Consider the following 20890-nt stretch of genomic DNA (forward strand, 5'->3'; position numbering starts at 1 on the left):
TTGATTTTCCATCTCACAGATCACCACTACAGCATATTTCCTTTCTCAATCTAAAATCTCTGATTGCAGATAGATCAAAAAAGTATGGCTGATTATCTAAAACAAGGTTCATGGAACCAAGGAGTTTTTTCTATGAAAAAGATGCAAATCATACTGCTGACTGTTTTGTTGACCATCAGGTTTGTGTTCACTGATGCATCTGCCGCAAAAATTGCACAATCATTCGAGGTTTCTTCGGATTCTAAATTTGTCAAGTTTGTTGATCCGGTATTGGAGGCGATGGTTCGCGGATCGATGGGCAAATTGGAGGGCGATATCACAATGGCGGAGGCTGAAGCGTTGACGCGATTGAACCTCAGTAATTCATGGCAGCAGTATATCTCCAGTGGGCATGTGATTCGGGATATCAGCGGGTTAGAATACTTTACTAACCTTGAATCTCTCGACTTGTCCGATCATGCCATCACCGATATTTCACCATTGAAAGAGCTTCCAAAACTCACATTGTTGTCACTGGGTGGAAATCCGGTTGATGATTTGACACCTCTCACCGGGCTGACAAGCTTAAAAGTGTTAATCCTTTCCAACTGTGCGGCACAAGACTACAGTCCACTTGTAAAACTGATCCATTTGGAAATTCTCAAGCTTGATAATTCAACGATCACTGATGTATCTCTACTGACTTCGCTGAAGAATTTGAAGCAGCTTTATCTGGCTAACAGCCCGGTTAACGACTATTCATTGCTGGAAAATATATACCCGAATCTGGAGAAGAAAGATTTCACTCTGGCGTTCACGCTTAAAGAATTGGGTTTTACAATGGATAATGAAAACCATCAGGCGTTCTATGATGGCGAGCATGCATCGATAACAATCAACCATTCCAAATGGGGCGCTCCGCCAGCGGAATGGGATGCGAATATCATCCGGATCTCAACGTATCTGACGGATGATTATAAGTTGTTTGCGGGTTTCTATGGCGATCTTGATGCCTACGTTTTCCAAATTGTAAAAAACGACGAGATGCTCGTAAACTACGTTTATGACATGGCACATGACAGCTTTACCATCGGGACGGGAGAACGGGAGAATTCGGAGAAAGTATTGCTCGCAGCAATGGACGTTCTGGAGGGCGAAGATGTTCTGCTTGCACCGATGCGTATTTTTAACGAGGCTATCCAAAAAACATTTAATCGGACCGCCAAGTCGCTGTATGCGATGCCATTTGAGTCGCCAACGCTCAAAAACCTGGGCTTTTTCCCGGACTTGGCGAATGCGGTGTACTTATATGAGCAGCGGGAGGGGAAGGATGTCAATATCGAAATCCATCATCCGGAATGGGGAGAGAAAGCTTATGATTTTCGTTTCTTTACGCAGCTGAGTGACGAATATCGGATTGTTATGATGTATTACGATAACGAAAAAAAGATTGTGGTGGGAGCAGACGATAACAATCAGGGCGGTGCTGATTTTACGTATTTTATCGAAACGCAGGAACACATAGACGGCTGGTGCAGCAACAAAGACATGACTGTGGAAGAATACTTTATCAAAGCTTACAATGACCCCGGGATTGAGGATATATATCAACATTCTGTGGCTCTGATGCTGCAATATGTTGAGAATACCTTTGGTATGACTCTCGAAGCGTTATTCACGCTGCCGGCAGGTGATTGAAGGGGAAAGAATGCTGGCAATTGGCGGCCTGCCTGAAACCCGTGAAACATGTTCCGTTGGAAAATACATCTGTTTTCAGGCAAAAATTTCATCCAGTGCTTTCATGCGGTAATTCAATACATGGAAAGGAATATATGTAGCAGTGATGTTTTTACGCAAAGCGCAAAAACATCACTGCTACATATATTCCCGATTTATTCGAAAAGCATGTCCATATTTCGCCTTGTTATGTGGTTTCTGTCATTGTTATTACCCTGGAGGGGCGAGCCCCGTATGAGCGTGGCAATCTTTTGACACATACGAGAATAAATTGCTTCTCAATGATCGCAATGACAGATCCATCCATATTTCGAATTGCTGTGTTTCGAATTGTTAAAAATTGAAATGGTATAATCACAGAATCAATTCAAAATAAAAGATAACTGCTTGCAAAATGGAATAAATTCCGTAAAAAAGATGATGCGTTACGCAATCGGTATACATCATGGAAGATGGGAAGGCTGGCATATGCAAACGATTGTGAAAAACATGAATCGATCGCAGCAGGAGGAAAAGGATTGCCTGAAGGTAGCAAATCTTAACCCAAGATGAAGTGATGAGTAAATGGATCGTTTAAAAGCGAGAATCAGCCTGTCGAGCAAATGCCAGCTTTCGTAGGTGGTGAAACACAAATGCTTTTTTTGCGGGGATATCGTTAAGGAGAGGGAACCAGTGAACTGTACAATAGAATCATTGCTTGCACGAAATTATGATGGTTTAATCCTGACAAATCCACAAATCCAAATTTTAGATGAAATTTCAGAAAAAATTCAATCCTTCGGTATTCGGAATTTCAATGTCAGCAGGGAGTTGAGCAGCGCGCTTATGAAAATCTCAACTGACAAACGTGGTGAATTTGCTCAAGAATGGTTAAAGGATCTTATTTGCGAGTTACAAAAAGAACCCGTACTATTTTCTCATCCTGACCTCTTATTTCATCCTTCCCTCAAAATTGATTATTTTGCATTGATACGCCAAATCGCTCATTCAAAACAGCTAATCGTTCTCTGGCCAGGAAAATATGCTTTAGATATACTTTCCTACGCAATTCCTGATCATCATCATTATCGAATCTGGAAAATTTCTGATTCTCTGTTGCAGCAGCCCAGAATCGTAATTTACCAAATCACAGACGCATAAGGAGTAATCACTATGTTGTATCGTGATCTCGTTCAATTTACACCGATTGAAACAATCATCCAATTACGTGATGCCGAAAAAGAATCTACTGCAAAAAGCCTTGTGCAATCCTATGTCATATCCGATGCCATGGCGAACAAACTGATCGATATGGTTTTTCCGCAATTGCAGTTTGAACGCCCGCAAGACAACAAAGGTGTCTTAATCGTCGGTAATTACGGTACTGGGAAAAGTCACTTAATGTCTGTGATTTCCTCAATAGCAGAGAGAGCAGAGTTAAAAGATTGCCTTACCAATGAAAAGGTCAAGAATGCTTGCGGAAGTTTTGCGGGCAAGTTTAAAGTTATCCGCGTGGAGATAGGTAGCGTAACCCGTGGATTACGGGAAATCTTGCTGGATGAGATCCAATCGGCACTCCATACCTGGGAGATTTCTTTTATATTTCCGTCAGCAGACCAGATTACCAATAATAAAACGTCCATCATTCAAGCAATGGCAGTATTTCAAGAAAAATTTCCAGGGATGGGATTACTATTAGCAGTGGATGAACTGCTGGATTATTTGCGTACTCGTGAACAACATGCCTTGATACTCGACCTGGGATTCTTACGGGAATTGGGTGAAGTAGCTGCATCCTGTCCCTTCCGGTTTATAGGCGGTTTACAGGAGACTTTGTTTGAAAACCCACGATTCAGTTTTGTGGCAGAACAGCTTCGCCGCGTCAAACACCGTTTTGAACCAATTGATATTGCCCGCGAAGATATTACCTATGTTGTTTCCCAACGTCTGCTCAAAAAGACCGATGCGCAAAAAGCACGGATTACTGACCATTTGAGGACATTTGCCCCTTTATATAAAGCGATAGCTGATCGTTTGGATGAATTTGTGGACCTCTTCCCGATTCATCCAGTATATGTGGAAACGTTTGAGAACCTGGCGATTGCAGAAAAACGTCAGGTTTTAAAAACATTCAGTACTGCGATTCGATCTGTATTGGATCAGGAAGTCCCCGCAGACCAGCCTGGATTAATTTCCTATGATCAGTATTGGAAGTTAATTCAAGACGATCCCAGTTTACGTAGTATTGATGATATCGCCCGCGTGATCCAGAAAAGCAATATCCTGGAGGGATTAATCCAAAATGCATACACTCGGCCTAACCTGAAGGATATGGCGATCCGCATTATCCGAGCATTGAGTGTGCAGCGGTTAACCACGAGCGATATTTTCGTTTCGTTTGGTGTGACAGCAGAAGGTTTACGCGATGGTTTGTGCCTTTTCCAACGTTTACCAGCTGAGATGAATAATGCGGACTTTTTGTTGGATCAGGTTCAGGTTGCTCTGAGAGAAATAATGAAGACTGTCCAGGGTCAATTCCTGTCTTATAATTCCGAAAACGGCCAATATTACCTGGATTTGAAAAAAGCGGTAGATTTTGATCAAAAAATCCATGAACGCGGTGATTTCATGGATAAGTCAGATATTAACATCTATTTTTATAATGCCTTGCGCCAGGCTCTCAACCTGAGTGATACCACCTATCTGACCGGATATAGCATATGGTTTTATGAACTGCCCTGGTCAGATCATAAAGTGACCCGACCAGGATATCTGTTCTTTGGACCTCCGGATGAGCGTACAACTGCCCAACCGCCCCGCGATTTTTATATTTACTTCCTTCCGCCATTTCAGAGCCGTACCTGTAATGATCAGAAGCTGCCCGATGAAGCGCTATTCTACCTTGCCGGATTGGATCATGAGTTTGAAGAAAAAATCCGACTTTATGCCGGCGCGCGGGCTATGGCCAATGAATCCACAGAATATCGGACAGAATATGCCAACAAAGCTGATACCAATTTCCGCAGCCTGATGCATTGGTTGCAAACGCATTTGGTCGAAAAACTGCATGTTATTTATCAGGGCGTTGACGAGCCCATTTACTCCGTCCTCACGCGCATGCGTGGCACAGCCAGCACAAATATTGAGGAGTTAATCCGCCTGATTTCTTCTCACTTATTCTCCTCAGAATTTGAAGATCGCTACCCGGACTATCCCAGATTTAATCGATTGAGCCAACCGGTGACCGAAACTGCACGCGCCAACAGCGCCATGGAAGCCATTCGCTGCCTGTGCGGACGTACTTCAAATTTAGGCTCCGGTGTTTTGGAAGGCTTGGGCATTCTGGATGGGCAAGGCAGTATTCATCCGTATGATTCCCCCTATAGTGAGTATTTTCTAAAGCTGCTCAATGATAAACCCGATGGTCAGGTGATCAACCGCGGTGAAGTGATTGACCTGGTATCCGGCGGAATTCAACCGGTGGAAAAAGATTTGAAATTCAATCTGGAACCCGAATGGGTTTCTGTCATTTTGCTCTCTCTGGTCTATAATGGCGATATTGTGCTCAGTCTGGATGGTCGTGAAGAACTGGATGCCGGCTCGTTGGAACGTGCTATGACCCGCTCGATGATCGATATCACCAACTTCCGTTTCTTCAAACGCCCTCGCACGTTACCCATTAACCTATGGATTCTGATTTTTGAGGGACTGGGTTTACAACCTGGTCTCATACGCGATGAAAACACGCGCGAAAACGCGGTGACCGAACTACAACGGTTGGTTCATGCAGAATTGGAGATGGTAGTAAAGCTGCAAAACCGGTTGGAACAGGGTATACAGCTATGGAACACGCCGATTTTTACGGATCGGTTGACTTTTGTAGTCGAGCAAGGCACGGTGGTGGGTAGTGATGCTCCGGAATTCTCGCTATCCACCTTGGACCTTTTACCCGGCTTGCGCGGATATAAACAATTTTTAGAAGAATTGAGCAAATACACGATTGTTGGAAAATTGCGGAATCTGCGTTATACCTCCGGGCAAATTCAGGAAAATTTGAATGATCGGCAAAGTATGCAGCGGGCGAGCCAGTTATTAGATGCGGTCATGCAAATCCAACCGTACACATCCTACCTGGCCGAAGCTCAGGCTAACCTGCCGGAAGACCATGAATGGTCCCATCACGCCCGCCAAGTTCAGAAGGATACGCTGGACTCAATCCGGCGGTTGGGAAAAGGCAGCGCGGCTTTTGATCAACAGGCTATTCTGCGGGACCTGGCTCAACTGAAGCAAGAATATATTGCGGTATATAGCGACCTGCACCGTAAATCAGTACTCACAGCCAGCGGGGACGATTTACGCCAGCGTCTTTATCGGGATGCGCGTTTTGAATCCATGCGTGCACTATCCGCCATTGAGTTGCTGACGCGCAGCGGTGATTTTGAATTCTGGAAGCAGCAGCTCACCGGGTTGGTTTCATGCCGCGAGTTTCACGAAGGTGTGTTGACTGATTCACCCACCTGTCCTTACTGTCATCTACGACCGGCGCAGCAACGCACGGCAGCCAATTCAGATGCCCTGGTTCACCTGCTGGACGCCAAGTTGAGCGACCTGCTTAAAAATTGGCGCAAAGCGCTGTGCGACAACCTGAACAGCGATACCGCCCAGCACAGCCTGGAAGCTATGTCGTCAGCCGAGCGCAAACCAGTCGAAGCATTCTTGCAGCAAGGCGATGACGCAGAAGGTTTACCGTCCAAATTTATTCCGTCAGCAATCCAGGCTTTGCGGGGGATACAGACTGTGACTTTGGCAGTTGATTCTTTGCTGCAGGCATTAAAAAATGGCGGACTTCCCTGCACACGCGAAGAACTGCAAAATCGTTTCAAGCAGTATTTGGACCAGCAGATGCGCGGCCATGATGCCGGTAATACACGCCTGACTCTGGACCAATAATTCCATAATGCCAGATGGGAGTAATTGGAAACGAACATCCTCGCAATGGGGGATCTCACGAGCGACTCATCCTGGACTTGGGTTTCATGATTCAGCGCCGTATCTCAGCGATGAATAGGACAAGCTGCGAGTAATAGCAGTAATTCGAAATTTGGAAAAACTTTTTGAGTGAAGAGAGAAAATTTGTTGTTGTGTTGGTTTTGCGCGGAGCGCAAAACCAACACAACAACAATTAATCTTTCTCATAATTCGAATTGCTGGAGTAATGAGGGATCATCTGAGTCAGCTCCCGTTTTGGGATTATCATTACTGTTCAACTGCATTGAGCTATCATGGACTTATCAGAGGAATTGTTATGACCGAATATCAACCCGAATTGATACCCCCGAAAAACTCCGCTCTAACACCTGAAGAGCAGACCAAATGCGAGGAATACCGCCAACGGCTGGCTGCATACCTGAAAGATCCCGCTTTCCGCGCCATTGAAGGTTTCCCCATCGGAACGGACGAGGATATCCTTGCGCTTTCGGATCCGCCCTACTACACCGCCTGCCCCAATCCCTTCCTTCTGGAGATTCTTTCCCAGTGGCAGCAGGAACGCGAAGAAATACGCAGCAAACTCGGGTTGAAAGAAGAAAAATACCAGCGCGAGCCATTTGCGGCGGATGTCAGCGAAGGCAAGAATGACCCGATCTACAACGCCCATTCCTATCACACCAAGGTGCCGCACAAAGCCATCATGCGCTATATTTTGCATTACACCGACCCGGGAGATATTGTCTTTGACGGCTTTTGCGGCACGGGTATGACTGGTGTAGCGGCACAACTATGCGGTGATAAGAAAACCGTGGAGAGCTTAGGCTACCGTGTGGATGATCAAGGCGTGATCTGGGAAGGCGAGAAAGTCATCTCGCGTCTGGGCGCGCGCAAGGCCGTGTTGAACGATCTTTCCCCTGCCGCCACTTTCATTGCCTACAACTACAACACCCCCGTCGATGCGGTTGCCTTCGAGCACGAAGCCAGGCGCATTTTATGCGAAGTGGAACAGGAATGCGGCTGGATGTACGAGACCTGGCATCCCAACTGTGACGATCCAAATCGGGTGAAAGGTAAGATTAACTATACTGTCTGGTCAGATATATTCGTTTGCCCAAATTGCGGGCAAGAGATGGCTTTCTGGGATGAAACAACAAATCCATCGACTGGAGTTGTTACTGATACATGGAGTTGTCCTAGATGTTCTTCTTTACTCGGAAAAAATCCCAGTAAAGAGTGTGGAGCATTGAAAGCTGAATATGCCTGGACTACTTTCCTTGATAAAGAAACCAATAATACAGTACGCCAAGTAAAGCAGGTTCCTGTGCTGATCAGTTATCACGTGGGAAAGAAGAGATTCGAGAAGAAACCTGACAATTATGACCTGGAAATTATAGATAAAATTAGCAACCAAAAAATCCCCTATGGAATACCGACCGAAAGAATGCCTGAGGGCTCAGAGAGCCGACGTAATGATGACACAGGATTGACGCATGTTCATCATTATTATTCTAGGCGCAATTTATGGATTCTCGCAAAAATACAGGATTCTATATTTAAGAAGAATACTACTGAACGAGTGAAACACTATTTAGAAATTTGGTTTACTTCTTCACAATCGCGACTACACAAGTTGAATCGATATATGTTTGAACATCATAGGCACGTTGGCCCATTATCTGGAACACTGTACGTTAGTTCTACACCAGTAGAAATTTCGCCTTTTTATTTTGTTAATGAAAAACTAGAGGATCACCTTTCTGTACAAATTCCACATAACAAGAAGGTAATTTCGACTAATTCATCTACAAGGTTGAAGATTCCAGAAGAATCCATTGACTATATTTTTGTTGATCCGCCATTTGGTTCCAATCTTAATTACTCTGAATTAAATTTCCTCATAGAATCTTGGATAAAGGTGATTACTAATTCCCATGAAGAAGCCATAATTAACAAATATACGCATAAACTAATTCCTCAGTATGCTGAATTGATGACATCCTGCTTTTCAGAGTTTATAAGAATCCTTAAATCGGGAGGGTGGATAACCGTCGAATTTCATAATTCCCAAAACCAGATTTGGAATGTAATTCAAGAATCTCTTCAAAAGGCGTATTTCATAGTAGCGGATGTTCGTGTTCTCGACAAACAAAAGGGAACAACAAAACAATTATCTACAACTGGTGCTGTCAAACAAGATCTTATCATCTCAGCTTATAAACCCAATGGTAACCTGGAAGAATGTTTCAAACTGAAAGCTGGAACGGAAGACGGTGCATGGGAGTTCGTACGATACCACCTTGGTAAACTCCCTGTTACTAACGAATCCAACGGTGTCCCGGCGGTCAATGCTGAACGCCAGGCATTTTTGCTCTTTGATCGAATGGTAGCATTTCATGTGCAGCGCGGGGTTATGGTGCCGTTGTCAGCGCTCGAGTTCTACGCCGGCTTGGAGCAGCGCTTCACCCGCCGCGACGGGATGTATTTCCTCCCTGACCAGGTGGCCGAATACGACCGCGCCATGCTCAACGCGAAAAAACCGGTGCAGCTCACCCTGTTCGTCAATGATGAGAAGACAGCCATCACCTGGCTACATCAACAGCTTGATTCAGATTCTGGTGGTGAGCCCAAGACCCAGGGCGACCTGACCAACGACTTCAACCGCGTGATGAACCGCGCCAAACACGAGCAGCCGCTGGAATTGATTGAAATACTGAAACAAAACTTCCTGCAAGATACAGAAGGCAAATGGTATGTACCGGATCATAATAAAGCCAGCGATCTGGAGAAGGTGCGCCAGCGTGCCTTGTTGAAAGAATTCAAAGAATATACCGAAAGCACCGGTCGACTGAAAGTCTTTCGCAGTGAAGCGGTGCGTGCTGGCTTTGCCGCTTGTTTCAAGCGTCAGGACTATCAAGTGATCGTCAGGATTGCTGAGCGCCTGCCAGAAGATGTGCTGCGTGAAGATCCGGATCTGCTGATGTATTACGACAGTGCGCAATTGAGAAAAGGATAGAAATTGGCAAAAATGAGGAAACAAATCGTTTTAATAAACCAACAACAAATTACTGAAACCTCATTTGACATTTCAAATGATTCATGCTATAAAAGAAACACATCCCCCCTGTTCCTTCGGGGGCAGGGTGCGAGGCGGCTGATACCCGCCTCTGCTTATTTAAGCAGGAGAAATCAATAAATATGGCAGGGGAAAATCCGATTCCATCTTATGTTTATGTAGATGGATTTAATTTGTATTATGGAGCTGTTAAGAATACCGCAAATAAATGGCTGGATATCCAAAAAATGGTCCAGTTGATTCTTCCAATAAACCAGATTAAAAAAATTAAGTACTTCACTGCAGTGGTCAGCGCTCGGCAGCAAGATCCTGAACAACCACTGCGCCAGCAAATGTATCTTCGTGCGTTGAGGACAATTCCCAATTTGGAGATCATATTTGGCCATTTTTTGACACACCCGGTCAGGTTGCCATTGGCAAATCCTGTAGCAGGGCAAAAAACCTATGCAGAAGTCATCAAAACCGAATAAAAGGGATCCGATGTAAATATTGCCACGCATCTTCTGCACGATGGATATCAAGGCGCTTATGGTGTGGCAATTGTGATTAGTAACGATTCCGACTTGGTTGAGGCAATTAAAATCGTTCGGAATGAGCTGAATAAAGGAGTGATCGTACTCAATCCCCACCCCAATTCTCCAAGCCAAGAGTTAAAACGTACAGCAACTTTTGTAAAAGATATTCGGCAGGGCGTTCTGGCGGCCAGTCAATTCCCAAATACCCTGCAAGATAAAAATGGTACATTTACAAAACCAGCAAGCTGGTAGATGAAGTATGAATGATGATCTATTAAAATATTTTCCTTCCCAAACGCACCCGCTTACTCTGGTTAGCGACCCGGATCGCTTGCTGGCCGGTGAAGCGCTGATGGCAGAATTGACGCGGCGTGGATTTCAGGTTATCCAGGAAGATGACCCGGTACTCCTGCGTCACTGCATCGAGGAAGTGCGGCCGTTTACACTGGATCACCCGATCATCTTAACGACCGCTGGCTCATTGGAAGACCTGCCGTATGACCTTTATCAGTGCGCTTATCGGATCAACGTATCGCTGCATCAGTTTTTTCCCAACCTGGCTTATCCGGTCCTGCAAACGTTACGTCCTGACCAAATTGAGATACTTGAAACATGCCAACAACCAAATCAGCTATTGAGCCGACGAAAAACAATCGAATTCCTTCTCCACACGGTTTTTCATGCTGATCCGGCTGCATTCCGTCAACCTCATGTATTGATTGCATGGCTGGTTGACTATCACCATCAATTCTCCCCGCTTCCGGATCTGCTACGAAACAGTCTGGTCGATCGCTTGAATGGTTATTCCGATTATCAAGCGTGGAATATCGATGTATTGATCCGGGATGCGCAGGCATTCCAGCGCTTTATCCAGCATGAATGGCAGAAATCGATTGATCAATCCATTTCAGGCAAACAGATTAACGAACCGCAAACCGCGTATTCTATCCCCTTTTCAAACGACTCGCAGTTACAGGACCTGGTGCCTGGTCTGGTTCGTCGCGGAACCATCCAGCCTTTACAGATTGAAGAACAAGCCGGCTTGCCTACATGGGCTCGTCCTGGGGTTATGTTCGTTGACGGGCGCCTTCAACGGTTGTCAATGCTGCTGGAAAACACCCAACAACAGGTCCGCGCTATCCAGGCGGGTGGGCAAGCAGGGTGGAACGTTTGGAAGGGACTGGCGCTGACCTGGGCTGAACTCAGCAGCGCGATAATGCAAACCGATCTTGCTGCCAATTCTGAACAAGAAGAAGCCTATCGGAGTATTTTGCGGGATATGGATCCGCTTTTTACAGTATGGCTCCGGAATAATTACGCTGCTTTGGGTGCACAGCGTTTGCCAACCCCTCACCACGTGCATCATATTCCTCACTATCTGGCATACCTTCGCAATTCTGGCAGTCTGGATAAAGTGGTACTGCTGATCCTGGACGGATTATCTCTAACGGATTGGCAGGTGGTTTCTGCCGCATGGAGTCAGCGCCATACAGATTGGAAGATGCGAACCAATCTCGTGTTTTCGCAGATTCCGACTATTACTTCCATTTCCAGATATGCCATGATTTCAGGCCTGCGGCTGACTGATTTTGCAGAGGATATCAATCACTGTGTTTCCGAAGCACGAGCCTGGGAATTGTTTTGGTCGAGAGAAGGTATCGCTGAAGCTGCCTGTAAGCTGTTGCCGCTGTATTATGATCGGCAGATCGATCAATTGCCGGAATTGCAGGATCCACGGGTGAATTTTTGGTGTTTAATTGACGATACGCTCGATAGACTGGCGCACCATGCCACCCTTGGTGCTGCTGATCAGCTATCTTCCCTTCGCCTGTGGCTTGATCCAATGCACTGTACAAATTCGCTGCCGCTTGAAACACAACTCGATGCATATCTGGATCAAGGATATGCGTTGTTTATTGCCAGCGATCACGGACATGTAGAGGCAGTTGGCGTGGGGCAACCCTCGGAAGGTTTGGTGGCACAGACACGAGGAAAACGCGTGCGCCTCTATCAAGACCGATTGGCTGCCTTGCGTGTTCAGGCTGATTTCCCGGACACTATTGCATGGACGGATGACGGTCTTTTGCCTGACCAAATGATCGCATTAATGCCGAAGGGACGGGATGCCTTTGCTCTCAATGGAGAGGTCGTCGTTACGCATGGCGGCATTTCAATCGATGAAGTCATCGTTCCATTCATTCAAATTACAAAAGAAAGCAACCTATGAATAAAGGTATCGGATTTAGTCGAACAATTACGCTCGATTGGCTGGATGTGACAGCATCATTGTGCGTCCAAAATACCGAGCCATTAACCATTCGACAGCGCCTGGCAGAGACAATTTCAGGAACTGTCATCGGAATAGAAGCAGAAAGAAAAACCATCGATGTGCTCTCCGCGATTTGGGTTAAATCAGAAAAAACAGCCCCCCAAATCCGTAAGGAAGCTTTATCTTTGTTTTCCGCTTCATCGACATCCGGTGAGCGATTTTGGCTGCATTATGGCATGACGCTGGTCTGTTATCCAATTTTTCGAAAAGTTACAGCCGCAATCGGGCAGATTAGCCGCACGGAGGAAATTATTACCCGAAAAATGATAAAAGACCGAATTTCCGGCGAATATGGCCATCTGGGTGGTTTGGATCGATCTGTAGAAAGGATTATTGCCTCGTTGACCAATTGGGGGGCTATTATGGTTTCTGGTGAAAAACAAAACTATCAAATTTTATTGAGACATTTTTCATCCCGAGAAAATCTGCAGCTATGGCTGTTAGGCAGTGCGCTTTATGCGCATCCTGCAGATGGTCTCCCATTTGATGATTTAATTCATTTACCGGAACTCTACCCCTTTCAATTAACGGTTGGGGTTGATAACCTGCGAAAAGATAAACGTTTTGAGGTACAACGGCAGGGCGGTGGACTTGAGATGGTAAGAATCATATAATCATTGCTCCATCCCTCATAAAAACAAAAAAAACCAGCCACATTGAGGTCATCCCTCGCTGCGGCTGGTTTCTTATTCAGTCAACGTTCAACAGGATTAAGCCTGTGCGGTTGATTTTTTGCCTTTGTTGAACCAATTTTTCCATTCCTCTTTTTCCCAGATCACCAGCAGCGGGGCTGCAATGAAGATCGAGGAATAGGTACCCATCAGCAAGCCGACCAGCAGAATGACGGAGAAGTCACGCAGGGAGGTGCCGCCCAGCAGCGCCATGGAGAGCAGCATGAATTCGGAGGTCATTAACTGGGTGTTGATCGAGCGCTGCAGCGTTTGCACGATGGAGTGATTGACGAGCGTTTCGAATTCCAGTTTGCGCAGAATGCGGGAGTTTTCGCGAATGCGGTCAAACACCACGATCTTGTCCTGCACGGAGAAACCGATCACGGTTAGCAATGCGGTCAGGGTCAGGGATGTGAACTGCCAGCCCCAGAAACGACCCAATGCGGAAAGGCTGATGACGATCAAGCCGTCATGGATCATGGCGATAATCGCGCAGACGCCATAGCGGAATGAATTCGGGATGGAGCGGAAAGCGAACCAGATGTACAGGATGACGCCGAGCGCCGCGGCTGCAACTGCCAGAAAAGCGCGGCTGGCGACTTCTTTACCGATGGAAGGGCCGACGCTGCTGATACTGTAGCGCAGTGTCGCCGGATCTTCTTTGTAGGTTTCAGCGGCAAATTTGATGAAGGATTCGATCTGGTCGTCATCCAGGAACGGGGTGCGCACGATGGCGTTGCTATCCCCGGAAAGGACAACGGTGTTTTCAATTCCAAAATCCAGTGCGGCCTGGGATAAAACCTCGCGCTCGGGACGGTTTCCCTCGGAAAATTTCAGTTCCATTAAAGTGCCGCCGGTGAAGTCAATTCCCATCGGCATGCCTTTGACAATTAATAGGATCAAACCGGGCAGGATCAGGAGTAATGAAAAAGCAAAGTACCAATAGCGTTTCGATAGAATATTAAGTTTCATTTTTTCTCCTCCTATACACCGAACCATTTATTTTGATTTTCCGGTTTAACGACTTTTGTCGTATAGTGGAGCAGTGTCCTTGTGACCAGGAAAGCGGTGAACATACTGATTAAAACGCCCAGACAAAGCGAGACAGCAAAACCTTTGACAATGGTCGCGCCGAATGACGATCCGAAATAGAAGAGAATCGCAGCGGTGATGAGTGTCGCAACGTTGGAGTCTCGGATGGAAGACCATGCGCGTGTCCAGCAAAGTGTGATTGCCTGGTTGATGGTTTTTCCGTTGCGCAGTTCTTCTTTCAAACGTTCGAACATCAGAATGTTGGCGTCAAATGCGCCGCCGGTGGTGAGGATGAAACCAGCGATACCGGACAGGGATAAGGTGATCGGGATCAGTTTGTACAGCGCCAGAGAGACAGCGCCGTAGAAGATAATTGCGAGCACGGCAACGGCACCAGCAAGGCGATAGTAGAGGATCATGAACAATGCTGCCAGTGCCAACCCGATCAAGCCTGCCACCAGGCTTTTCTTAAGGCTGTCTTCACCCAAGGTAGCGCCGATCATTTTGTATTCGACGATTTTGAGCGGTACCGGTAAGGCGCCGTATTTCAATTGAACGGACAGAGCGTTGGCAGAATCAATCGTAAAGTTGCCGGTGATAACGCCGCTTCCGCCGGTGATAGCTCCGTTAATTCGCGGGCTGGAAATTACTTTACCGTCCAGAACGATAGTCAGATATTTTCCGATATTTGCTGATGTAAAATCAGCGAATGTTTGGGATGCATCGCTTTTTAATTCAAACGCAACTACCGGTGTGCTGTTTTCCATTTGGACACTGACGTTTTGCAAGGCTGCCCCTGTCAGAACGGTGTGGTACACTTTTTCTTCTGTGGCTGTTTCGGTGGAATCGCTGCTATCGGAGGAATCAGTCAAATTTGCTGCAGTTGCTGCCGCAGTTGTGGTTGTTTCCGATGATTTTTCAGAGGAAGAAACAGTTAAATCTGTTTTGATGGGATCTCCCTCCATCATGAATTCATCTCCGGTATCAACGAACTCTAATAAGCCGGTACCTTTCAGTGTAGCAAGCACTTCTTCGGTATTCGTCATACCGGGGAACTCGGCCAGAATACGGTTGCTGCCGGCTACCTGGAAAACAACGTCACTTACTCCCAGACCATTACTTCGATTTTCAAGAATCTGGCGAGCTGTGTTTAATTGATCGGCGCTGACAACTGTGCCGTCTTCGACATCTGCTTCGAGCAGAACCTGCATACCACCCTGAAGGTCCAGACCCAAATATAAGTTGCCGGATCGCTGTAAACTGCCGATCCTGAGCCCATTTTCATGGGACACGTCAACAAATAGAGCACACAGGAATATCAGAATGATTATGATGAGGTTTACAAAGGGCTTTTTCATACTTGTTTATGCCTCCAGAGTTTAAACCTGCCATAATTTGGCGGAAAAATCCAAATGTGTATTATACCGCATTAATCTTTTTGTCCACAGAATCGCACGATGTCGCCCGATTTTCATTTTTCTATCGGAAATTACTCGTAGAGGCAATCCTTGTGGTTGCCCGATGCACCATATATAGATATGATGCAGCAATTCGGTATATGAATTGACTTTTCGAAAAAAAATGTTCATATGGCTTTGCGTGAAACGCAAAGCCATATGAACATCAAAAAATAATTTTCATATTTCAAATTACCGGGTATGATGACTTGAAAGAAAGGATCAATAATAATTGTTTTGAATCGGGAGTTCGTAGGATACTTTCCGGATCACGCCGGAATCGCTGGGCGTTACCTGCATGACCATGACGCACATATCCTGACAGGGCTTTTCCTGATCCAGTCGGATGGCTTGATTCAGAATAAAATCCGCAATTTGCTGCGCTGTTGCAGAATTACTGTCGTCCATCATGGAATGAATCAATGTCGGGATGTCAATTTCCTGACCGTAGGATTGTCCGGCAGTAAACACTCCGTCGGAAAAAAGGATGATCAAAACACCCGCCTCAATCGGCATCTCTGTGATGGAAGGTTGGATGTGTTTCGAGCCGCCGATTGGCTGACACGCATTGTTCCAGGAATCAATGATCCCCCGTTGATAATAATAAACTGGACAAGGGCTGTTGCGGCTGACAACAAATGTTCCGGTATTGAGGTCAATGGAAACGGTATTCAGATAGGCTTCAGTTTTTCCGCTGTAGGTAGTGAATAGTTGATCGGAAGTGGCACGAATTGCGGTGCTGTCGCGTACTCCTTCAGAGATGAGACTGGCAATCCTGGTGACGACAAAAGAAGAAATTGCTTTTGCCTGACAGCCTGAATTCATGCCATCACATAGAACGACCGAATAACCTCCGCACAAAGGACGCTCGATGACTTCAATTGTCTCGCCGCTTTCATCAGCGGTATATTTATGCGTTTTCGCGATGCCAATTCGTAAATCCATGTAAGAATTTTATCACAAGTTAAGAAAAAATAAGAGAGTACCCATATGGAAAAACGAAATTTCCGACCGAAAATCTAATATATAATCAATTAAGATAAATATATTTATTATTTGTCACTCCAGCAATTCCTACGAAAATCGAATTCCATTTTCATTAGTGTATGTGTAATTTTTTTTCTGTAGTTCGATATATGGATAAGATTCTTTGTTGTTGTGATGTTTTTGCGCGATTGATTCGAAATACTTATCTATATTTCGAATTGCAGTAATTCCTACGAAAATCGTATTCAATTTTCGTTATTGGATGTGTAATTTTTTTCATTTGTTGTTCGAAATATGGATTGACTTTCGAACAAAAAAAAGGAACTTTGTTGTTCTTATAGTTTTCCGCGAAGCGGAAAACTATAAGAACAACAAAGAATTCTTTTCATAATTCATTCACCGATAATTGTCATCAGATTTTTTCTGAACTTGACGAAGTGATCTTGCATGGCTATAATTGTTTTCGCCTGTACAATGGGTATATTTATGGTGGAACAATTAAGGAGTTTTCAATGACACCACTGCCAAAAAGAAAAGTTTCCAGTGCACGCAGAGATCGACGTCGCGCTAATGATTTCCTGACTCCCAACAATTTGACGGCTTGTTCAAATTGCGGAGAAATGTGCCTGCCACACACAGTTTGCCCAAGCTGTGGGTATTACAAAGGCCGCGAAGTGATTAACGTCACGAAAAAAGAAGCGAAAAAAGAATAAATGTACCATTGACAAAAAGACGGACTCCATAGCGGCAGTCCGTTTTTTTATTTGTACTGCAATCGAAACATGAGTGAATTCTGAATTATTTTGAAGTATTTTTTGTTGTTTTATCATAGAAACTTTACGGGAGATGGAAATGGCTCAGGAACGTACACAAAAAATTGTGATTACGGCTGTTTTAGGTGCAATAACGATTCTGTTGGGAATTACGCATTGGGGATTGATTCCATGGTTTGGTGGTGTATCGTTGACAATTCTACATGTTCCGGTCATTATTGGCGCAATTCTTGAGGGGCCAATCGTTGGAACTGGCATCGGTTTGATTTTTGGCTTGTTGAGCATGATTCAAGCCGCAGCGGCTCCTGCCGGACCGACGGATGTGTGGTTCACGAATCCGTTGTTGTCCATTTTGCCGCGTCTATTCATCGGACCGGCTGCCTGGCTGGTTTATCGACTGCTGAAGCGTTGGCCGGTTCCAGGCATTTTGGCCGGAGCGATAGCAGGATCGATTGCGAATACAACGCTGGTTTTAGGTATGATCGGATTAATGGGATTATTGCCCTGGAAGGTTTTGGGAAGCATCGCAGTTATTAATGGCTTGCCTGAAATCGTTGTCTCCTCCCTGGTGTCTTTACTGGTTATCGCTGCTGTCCGGCAGATACGGATTGGCAGAAGACAGGGTTCCAAAATCTGAGGTTTACAGCTCGGCATCCATGGACGGATCACAAAGATACGACTGCGATACTGATAAACAGAATCACTAGCAGAAATACTCCGTCCCGCAGTCGGAACGCGTACTCGAACATTGATGTTCGGTAAGGTTTGAATCCATAAGCTCTGGCATCCATTGCCAGCGCCATTGTTTCGGCGCGTTTCAAGCTCGTCAGGAAAAGCGGGATGATCAGGGGAAAGATCTGCCGAATACGGGTAGTGAATCCTGCGTTTTTCGTTCCCCACTCTGCGCCTCGCGATGCCTGCGCTTTTGCAATTTTTTCTGCGGATTGTGCCAGAAACGGCAAGAACCGCAGCGTAATCTGGATGACTATGACGAGATCCATGGTAGGAATTCCGAGACGGTGAAGCGGTCTGAGTATCTGCTGCAGCCCGTGGATCAACTCCGAAGAGGAAATACAGAATGTCATCAGGCTAAGCAGCAGGATCAAAACGCAAAAACGCAACATCATCAGCAGACTGTTCAGAACATTGGCTGTAAAAATGGAAATTGGTCCGACAACAAACAGGATTTGTTCCCCCTCTTTTGGCAATAGAAAGATTTGAATCAGTGCAATCAAGACCAAAAAAGGTAACGGCGGAATTAACCCTTTCAGCGCGAATTGGATCGGGATCCTGGCGGTCAATAATCCAATCCATGCAGCCAACAGCCCGATCAATACACCAATTCCGGAAGAACTAAAAGTCACAGCGAGAATTAGGAGTCCGAATCCGATGATTTTTGCCCGCGGATCTATGCGGTGCAGCAGCGAATCAGCAGGAATGTATTGCCCGATGGTTGCTTTTTGGAGGAAATCAAATTGGTTCATTGTTCCCCCCGATTGATGGCTGCGCTTGTTTCGTTGATGATAGCCTGGATAGTGTTGGCCTGATACGAGATCGGCCACCCCTTTTTGCGAAGTGATTGCGCCAATTGCCAAGCCGCTGGCGGTTCCATACCAGTCTCCTTTGAAAGGGACTGATCTGCAAATAGCTGATCTACTGGCAAGGTTGTCAGACTCGTGCCTTTCGCCAAAACGGTCACGTTCTGAGCGATTTCCGAAATATCCTCCATATTGTGGGAAGAGATCACGATCTGGACACCTTGTATTTGCAGGCGGTGCAGCGTGCTAAGGAGATTTTTTCTGGAAAGCGGATCCAGACCGGCAGTCGGTTCATCCAAAATCAGCATGGACGGATTCATTGCCAGTGTAGCGGCAAGCGCCGTTTTTCGCTTTTCTCCTCCGCTCAACGTGCTGACAACTCGATCCTTGTAGGTAAAGAAATCCAAACCGACGAGTTCCATCGCCCGCATGACGTTTTCTCGCAGATTTAGCGGTCCAAAAATCTGTTTTGGACCAAACGCAATTTCATCTCCGACATATTGTTCGAAGAAAAAGGATTCAGGATTCTGGAAAACCATGCCTGCGTAACGGCGCAGCGCTTTGACATCCAGAGATGCCGCGTTCAGATCAAAGGGACCAACGCGGATTGTCCCGCTTTGAGGACGATATAATCCGTTTAAATGTTGCAGCAGGGTTGATTTACCGGATCCTGTTGCTCCAATCAATCCATGAGGGATATCCTTTTGAACGTCCATTGTGATACTTCTGAGTGAAAGATGTGCGAATGGTGTGCCTGCCATATACGTGTGCGAAAGGTCTCGGATTTCAATTTCAGAAGCGGTTTTCTCTTTGGCGGTAAAAGGAATTTCAATGATTTCGGATCTTACCCCTGTATAGGCTGTTATCGAATCGAACAGCTTGTTTCGGTCAGTGACAGGATCGCTGATTCCAGGGAACAATGCAGGAAAACATTGGTAAAAGCGGACTGCGGCCGGTTTCTCCAAACCGCCGGCATCGAGTAAAGCATCATCCGTAAACAGGGTTTGCGGTTTTCCATCAAAAATTAACTCGCCATGATTGAGAAGAAGCACTCGCTGAGCCAGCATGACCTCTTCCATGAAATGGGTAATGAAGATCACTGTGATTCCCATGCGGTTTAAGGCTTCCATACGCGCCAAAATGTCATTTCTGCCTTTGGGATCCAGCATAGCTGTCGCTTCGTCCAGGATAATGCAACGCGGCTGCATTGCCAGAACTCCTGCCAGGGCGACTCGCTGCATTTGTCCGGCTGACAACAGATGAGATTGGCGATTACGCTGTTCTTGCATATTTACGACGGCAAGAGCGTCATCCACTTGTTCGCGGATCACTTTTGGCAGCCGGCACAAGTTTTCCGGGCCAAATGCGACGTCCTCTTCAATAATCGTTGCCATGATCTGATCTTCCGGTTGTTGGAAGACCATGCCTACTTCCGATCGAATCTGATGCCGGAATTGCTGGTTTCGCGTATTCATCCCGTTTATCAGGACATTTCCGCTGGTGGGCATCAATAATGCGTTCATATGCCGTGCCAGCGTGGTTTTCCCGGATCCGTTTGCTCCGATCAGTGCGATAAATTCACCTTCCTGGACTGAAAAGTTGATATCTTTTAAGATCCGAAAATGGTCTTTGTCGGATTTTGGAAGCTGATAGCTCAGGTGATCAATCTCAATTAATGGTTTCAAGAATGAAGCGTGTCCTGTTCTGACATTTTGATGTTCTTCCCGAATTATATCTGGAAATCTTTTTGTTTTTTCGACAATAATTCGATTTATGAGAGGGATTATTTGTTGTTGTGTTGTTTTTGCGCGGAGCGCAAAAACAACACAAC

General features: G+C 45.7%; 14 protein-coding genes and 1 pseudogene. 10 read left to right on the forward strand and 5 right to left on the reverse strand.

What is annotated here, in order from left to right:
• Positions 1-132: 132 nt before the first annotated feature.
• From ATC1_RS08425 to ATC1_RS08455, 8 genes and pseudogenes are all read left to right on the forward strand, one after another.
• Complete coding sequence (locus ATC1_RS08425; RefSeq protein WP_062280351.1) at positions 133-1677, forward strand: leucine-rich repeat domain-containing protein; 1545 nt, start codon at positions 133-135, stop codon at positions 1675-1677.
• A gap of 711 nt (positions 1678-2388) precedes the next feature.
• Complete coding sequence (gene brxF, locus ATC1_RS08430) at positions 2389-2856, forward strand: BREX-3 system P-loop-containing protein BrxF (RefSeq protein WP_062280354.1); 468 nt, start codon at positions 2389-2391, stop codon at positions 2854-2856.
• A 12-nt stretch (positions 2857-2868) separates the two neighbouring features.
• The gene (locus ATC1_RS08435) at positions 2869-6645 is read left to right on the forward strand and encodes a DUF6079 family protein (RefSeq protein WP_062280357.1); all 3777 of its coding nucleotides are present in this window, start codon (positions 2869-2871) and stop codon (positions 6643-6645) included.
• Positions 6646-7000: 355 nt separating this feature from the next.
• Positions 7001-9697, forward strand: a complete 2697-nt coding sequence (locus tag ATC1_RS08440) for a DNA methyltransferase (RefSeq protein ID WP_082174837.1) — start codon at positions 7001-7003, stop codon at positions 9695-9697.
• Positions 9698-9879: 182 nt separating this feature from the next.
• Positions 9880-10227: a PIN domain-containing protein gene (locus ATC1_RS14995; RefSeq protein ID WP_201777265.1), complete on the forward strand. Its 348-nt coding sequence runs from the start codon at positions 9880-9882 to the stop codon at positions 10225-10227.
• A 15-nt stretch (positions 10228-10242) separates the two neighbouring features.
• A pseudogene (locus tag ATC1_RS15000) lies at positions 10243-10524 on the forward strand (NYN domain-containing protein); the annotation flags it as partial.
• A 7-nt stretch (positions 10525-10531) separates the two neighbouring features.
• Positions 10532-12499, forward strand: a complete 1968-nt coding sequence (gene pglZ, locus ATC1_RS08450; RefSeq protein ID WP_062280359.1) for a BREX-3 system phosphatase PglZ — start codon at positions 10532-10534, stop codon at positions 12497-12499.
• Positions 12496-13215, forward strand: a complete 720-nt coding sequence (locus ATC1_RS08455; RefSeq protein ID WP_062280362.1) for a hypothetical protein — start codon at positions 12496-12498, stop codon at positions 13213-13215. Before pglZ ends, ATC1_RS08455 begins: the two co-directional genes overlap by 4 nt.
• Before the next feature lie 96 nt (positions 13216-13311).
• Here the strand turns inward: ATC1_RS08455 and secF are convergent, their stop codons facing one another.
• From secF to ATC1_RS08475, 3 genes are all read right to left on the reverse strand, one after another.
• Positions 13312-14244, reverse strand: coding sequence for a protein translocase subunit SecF (gene secF, locus ATC1_RS08460; protein WP_062280365.1), 933 nt, complete (start codon positions 14242-14244; stop codon positions 13312-13314).
• Between the two features lie 11 nt (positions 14245-14255).
• Positions 14256-15662, reverse strand: a complete 1407-nt coding sequence (gene secD / locus ATC1_RS08465; RefSeq protein ID WP_062280368.1) for a protein translocase subunit SecD — start codon at positions 15660-15662, stop codon at positions 14256-14258.
• Between the two features lie 321 nt (positions 15663-15983).
• The gene (locus tag ATC1_RS08475) at positions 15984-16706 is read right to left on the reverse strand and encodes a SpoIIE family protein phosphatase (RefSeq protein ID WP_062280375.1); all 723 of its coding nucleotides are present in this window, start codon (positions 16704-16706) and stop codon (positions 15984-15986) included.
• Positions 16707-17260: 554 nt separating this feature from the next.
• Between ATC1_RS08475 and rpmF the strand changes: the two genes are divergently transcribed.
• Positions 17261-17461, forward strand: coding sequence for a 50S ribosomal protein L32 (gene rpmF / locus ATC1_RS08480; RefSeq protein WP_062280378.1), 201 nt, complete (start codon positions 17261-17263; stop codon positions 17459-17461).
• A 139-nt stretch (positions 17462-17600) separates the two neighbouring features.
• The gene (locus ATC1_RS08485) at positions 17601-18158 is read left to right on the forward strand and encodes an ECF transporter S component (RefSeq protein WP_082174717.1); all 558 of its coding nucleotides are present in this window, start codon (positions 17601-17603) and stop codon (positions 18156-18158) included.
• A 28-nt stretch (positions 18159-18186) separates the two neighbouring features.
• On the opposite strand, the gene ATC1_RS08490 is transcribed toward ATC1_RS08485, so the two are convergent.
• The gene (locus ATC1_RS08490) at positions 18187-19005 is read right to left on the reverse strand and encodes an energy-coupling factor transporter transmembrane component T family protein (RefSeq protein WP_062280384.1); all 819 of its coding nucleotides are present in this window, start codon (positions 19003-19005) and stop codon (positions 18187-18189) included.
• Positions 19002-20744 (reverse strand): ABC transporter ATP-binding protein, encoded by a 1743-nt coding sequence (locus ATC1_RS08495; RefSeq protein WP_062280387.1) that lies wholly within the window; start codon positions 20742-20744, stop codon positions 19002-19004. The genes ATC1_RS08490 and ATC1_RS08495 overlap by 4 nt, the downstream gene beginning before the upstream one ends.
• Positions 20745-20890 lie beyond the last annotated feature (146 nt).

Origin of the sequence: Flexilinea flocculi (assembly GCF_001192795.1) — a bacterium.
Lineage (GTDB): Bacteria > Chloroflexota > Anaerolineae > Anaerolineales > Anaerolineaceae > Flexilinea > Flexilinea flocculi.

What these genes read in the sequence shown, in the direction of transcription:
- ATC1_RS08425 (WP_062280351.1), top strand. Translation starts at nt 133, where the DNA reads ATGAAAAAGATGCAAATCATACTGCTGACTGTTTTGTTGACCATCAGG.
- ATC1_RS08435 (WP_062280357.1), top strand. Translation starts at nt 2,869, where the DNA reads ATGTTGTATCGTGATCTCGTTCAATTTACACCGATTGAAACAATCATC.
- ATC1_RS08440 (WP_082174837.1), top strand. Translation starts at nt 7,001, where the DNA reads ATGACCGAATATCAACCCGAATTGATACCCCCGAAAAACTCCGCTCTA.
- ATC1_RS14995 (WP_201777265.1), top strand. Translation starts at nt 9,880, where the DNA reads ATGGCAGGGGAAAATCCGATTCCATCTTATGTTTATGTAGATGGATTT.
- pglZ (WP_062280359.1), top strand. Translation starts at nt 10,532, where the DNA reads ATGAATGATGATCTATTAAAATATTTTCCTTCCCAAACGCACCCGCTT.
- ATC1_RS08455 (WP_062280362.1), top strand. Translation starts at nt 12,496, where the DNA reads ATGAATAAAGGTATCGGATTTAGTCGAACAATTACGCTCGATTGGCTG.
- secF (WP_062280365.1), bottom strand. Translation starts at nt 14,244, where the DNA reads ATGAAACTTAATATTCTATCGAAACGCTATTGGTACTTTGCTTTTTCA.
- secD (WP_062280368.1), bottom strand. Translation starts at nt 15,662, where the DNA reads ATGAAAAAGCCCTTTGTAAACCTCATCATAATCATTCTGATATTCCTG.
- ATC1_RS08475 (WP_062280375.1), bottom strand. Translation starts at nt 16,706, where the DNA reads ATGGATTTACGAATTGGCATCGCGAAAACGCATAAATATACCGCTGAT.
- rpmF (WP_062280378.1), top strand. Translation starts at nt 17,261, where the DNA reads ATGACACCACTGCCAAAAAGAAAAGTTTCCAGTGCACGCAGAGATCGA.
- ATC1_RS08485 (WP_082174717.1), top strand. Translation starts at nt 17,601, where the DNA reads ATGGCTCAGGAACGTACACAAAAAATTGTGATTACGGCTGTTTTAGGT.
- ATC1_RS08490 (WP_062280384.1), bottom strand. Translation starts at nt 19,005, where the DNA reads ATGAACCAATTTGATTTCCTCCAAAAAGCAACCATCGGGCAATACATT.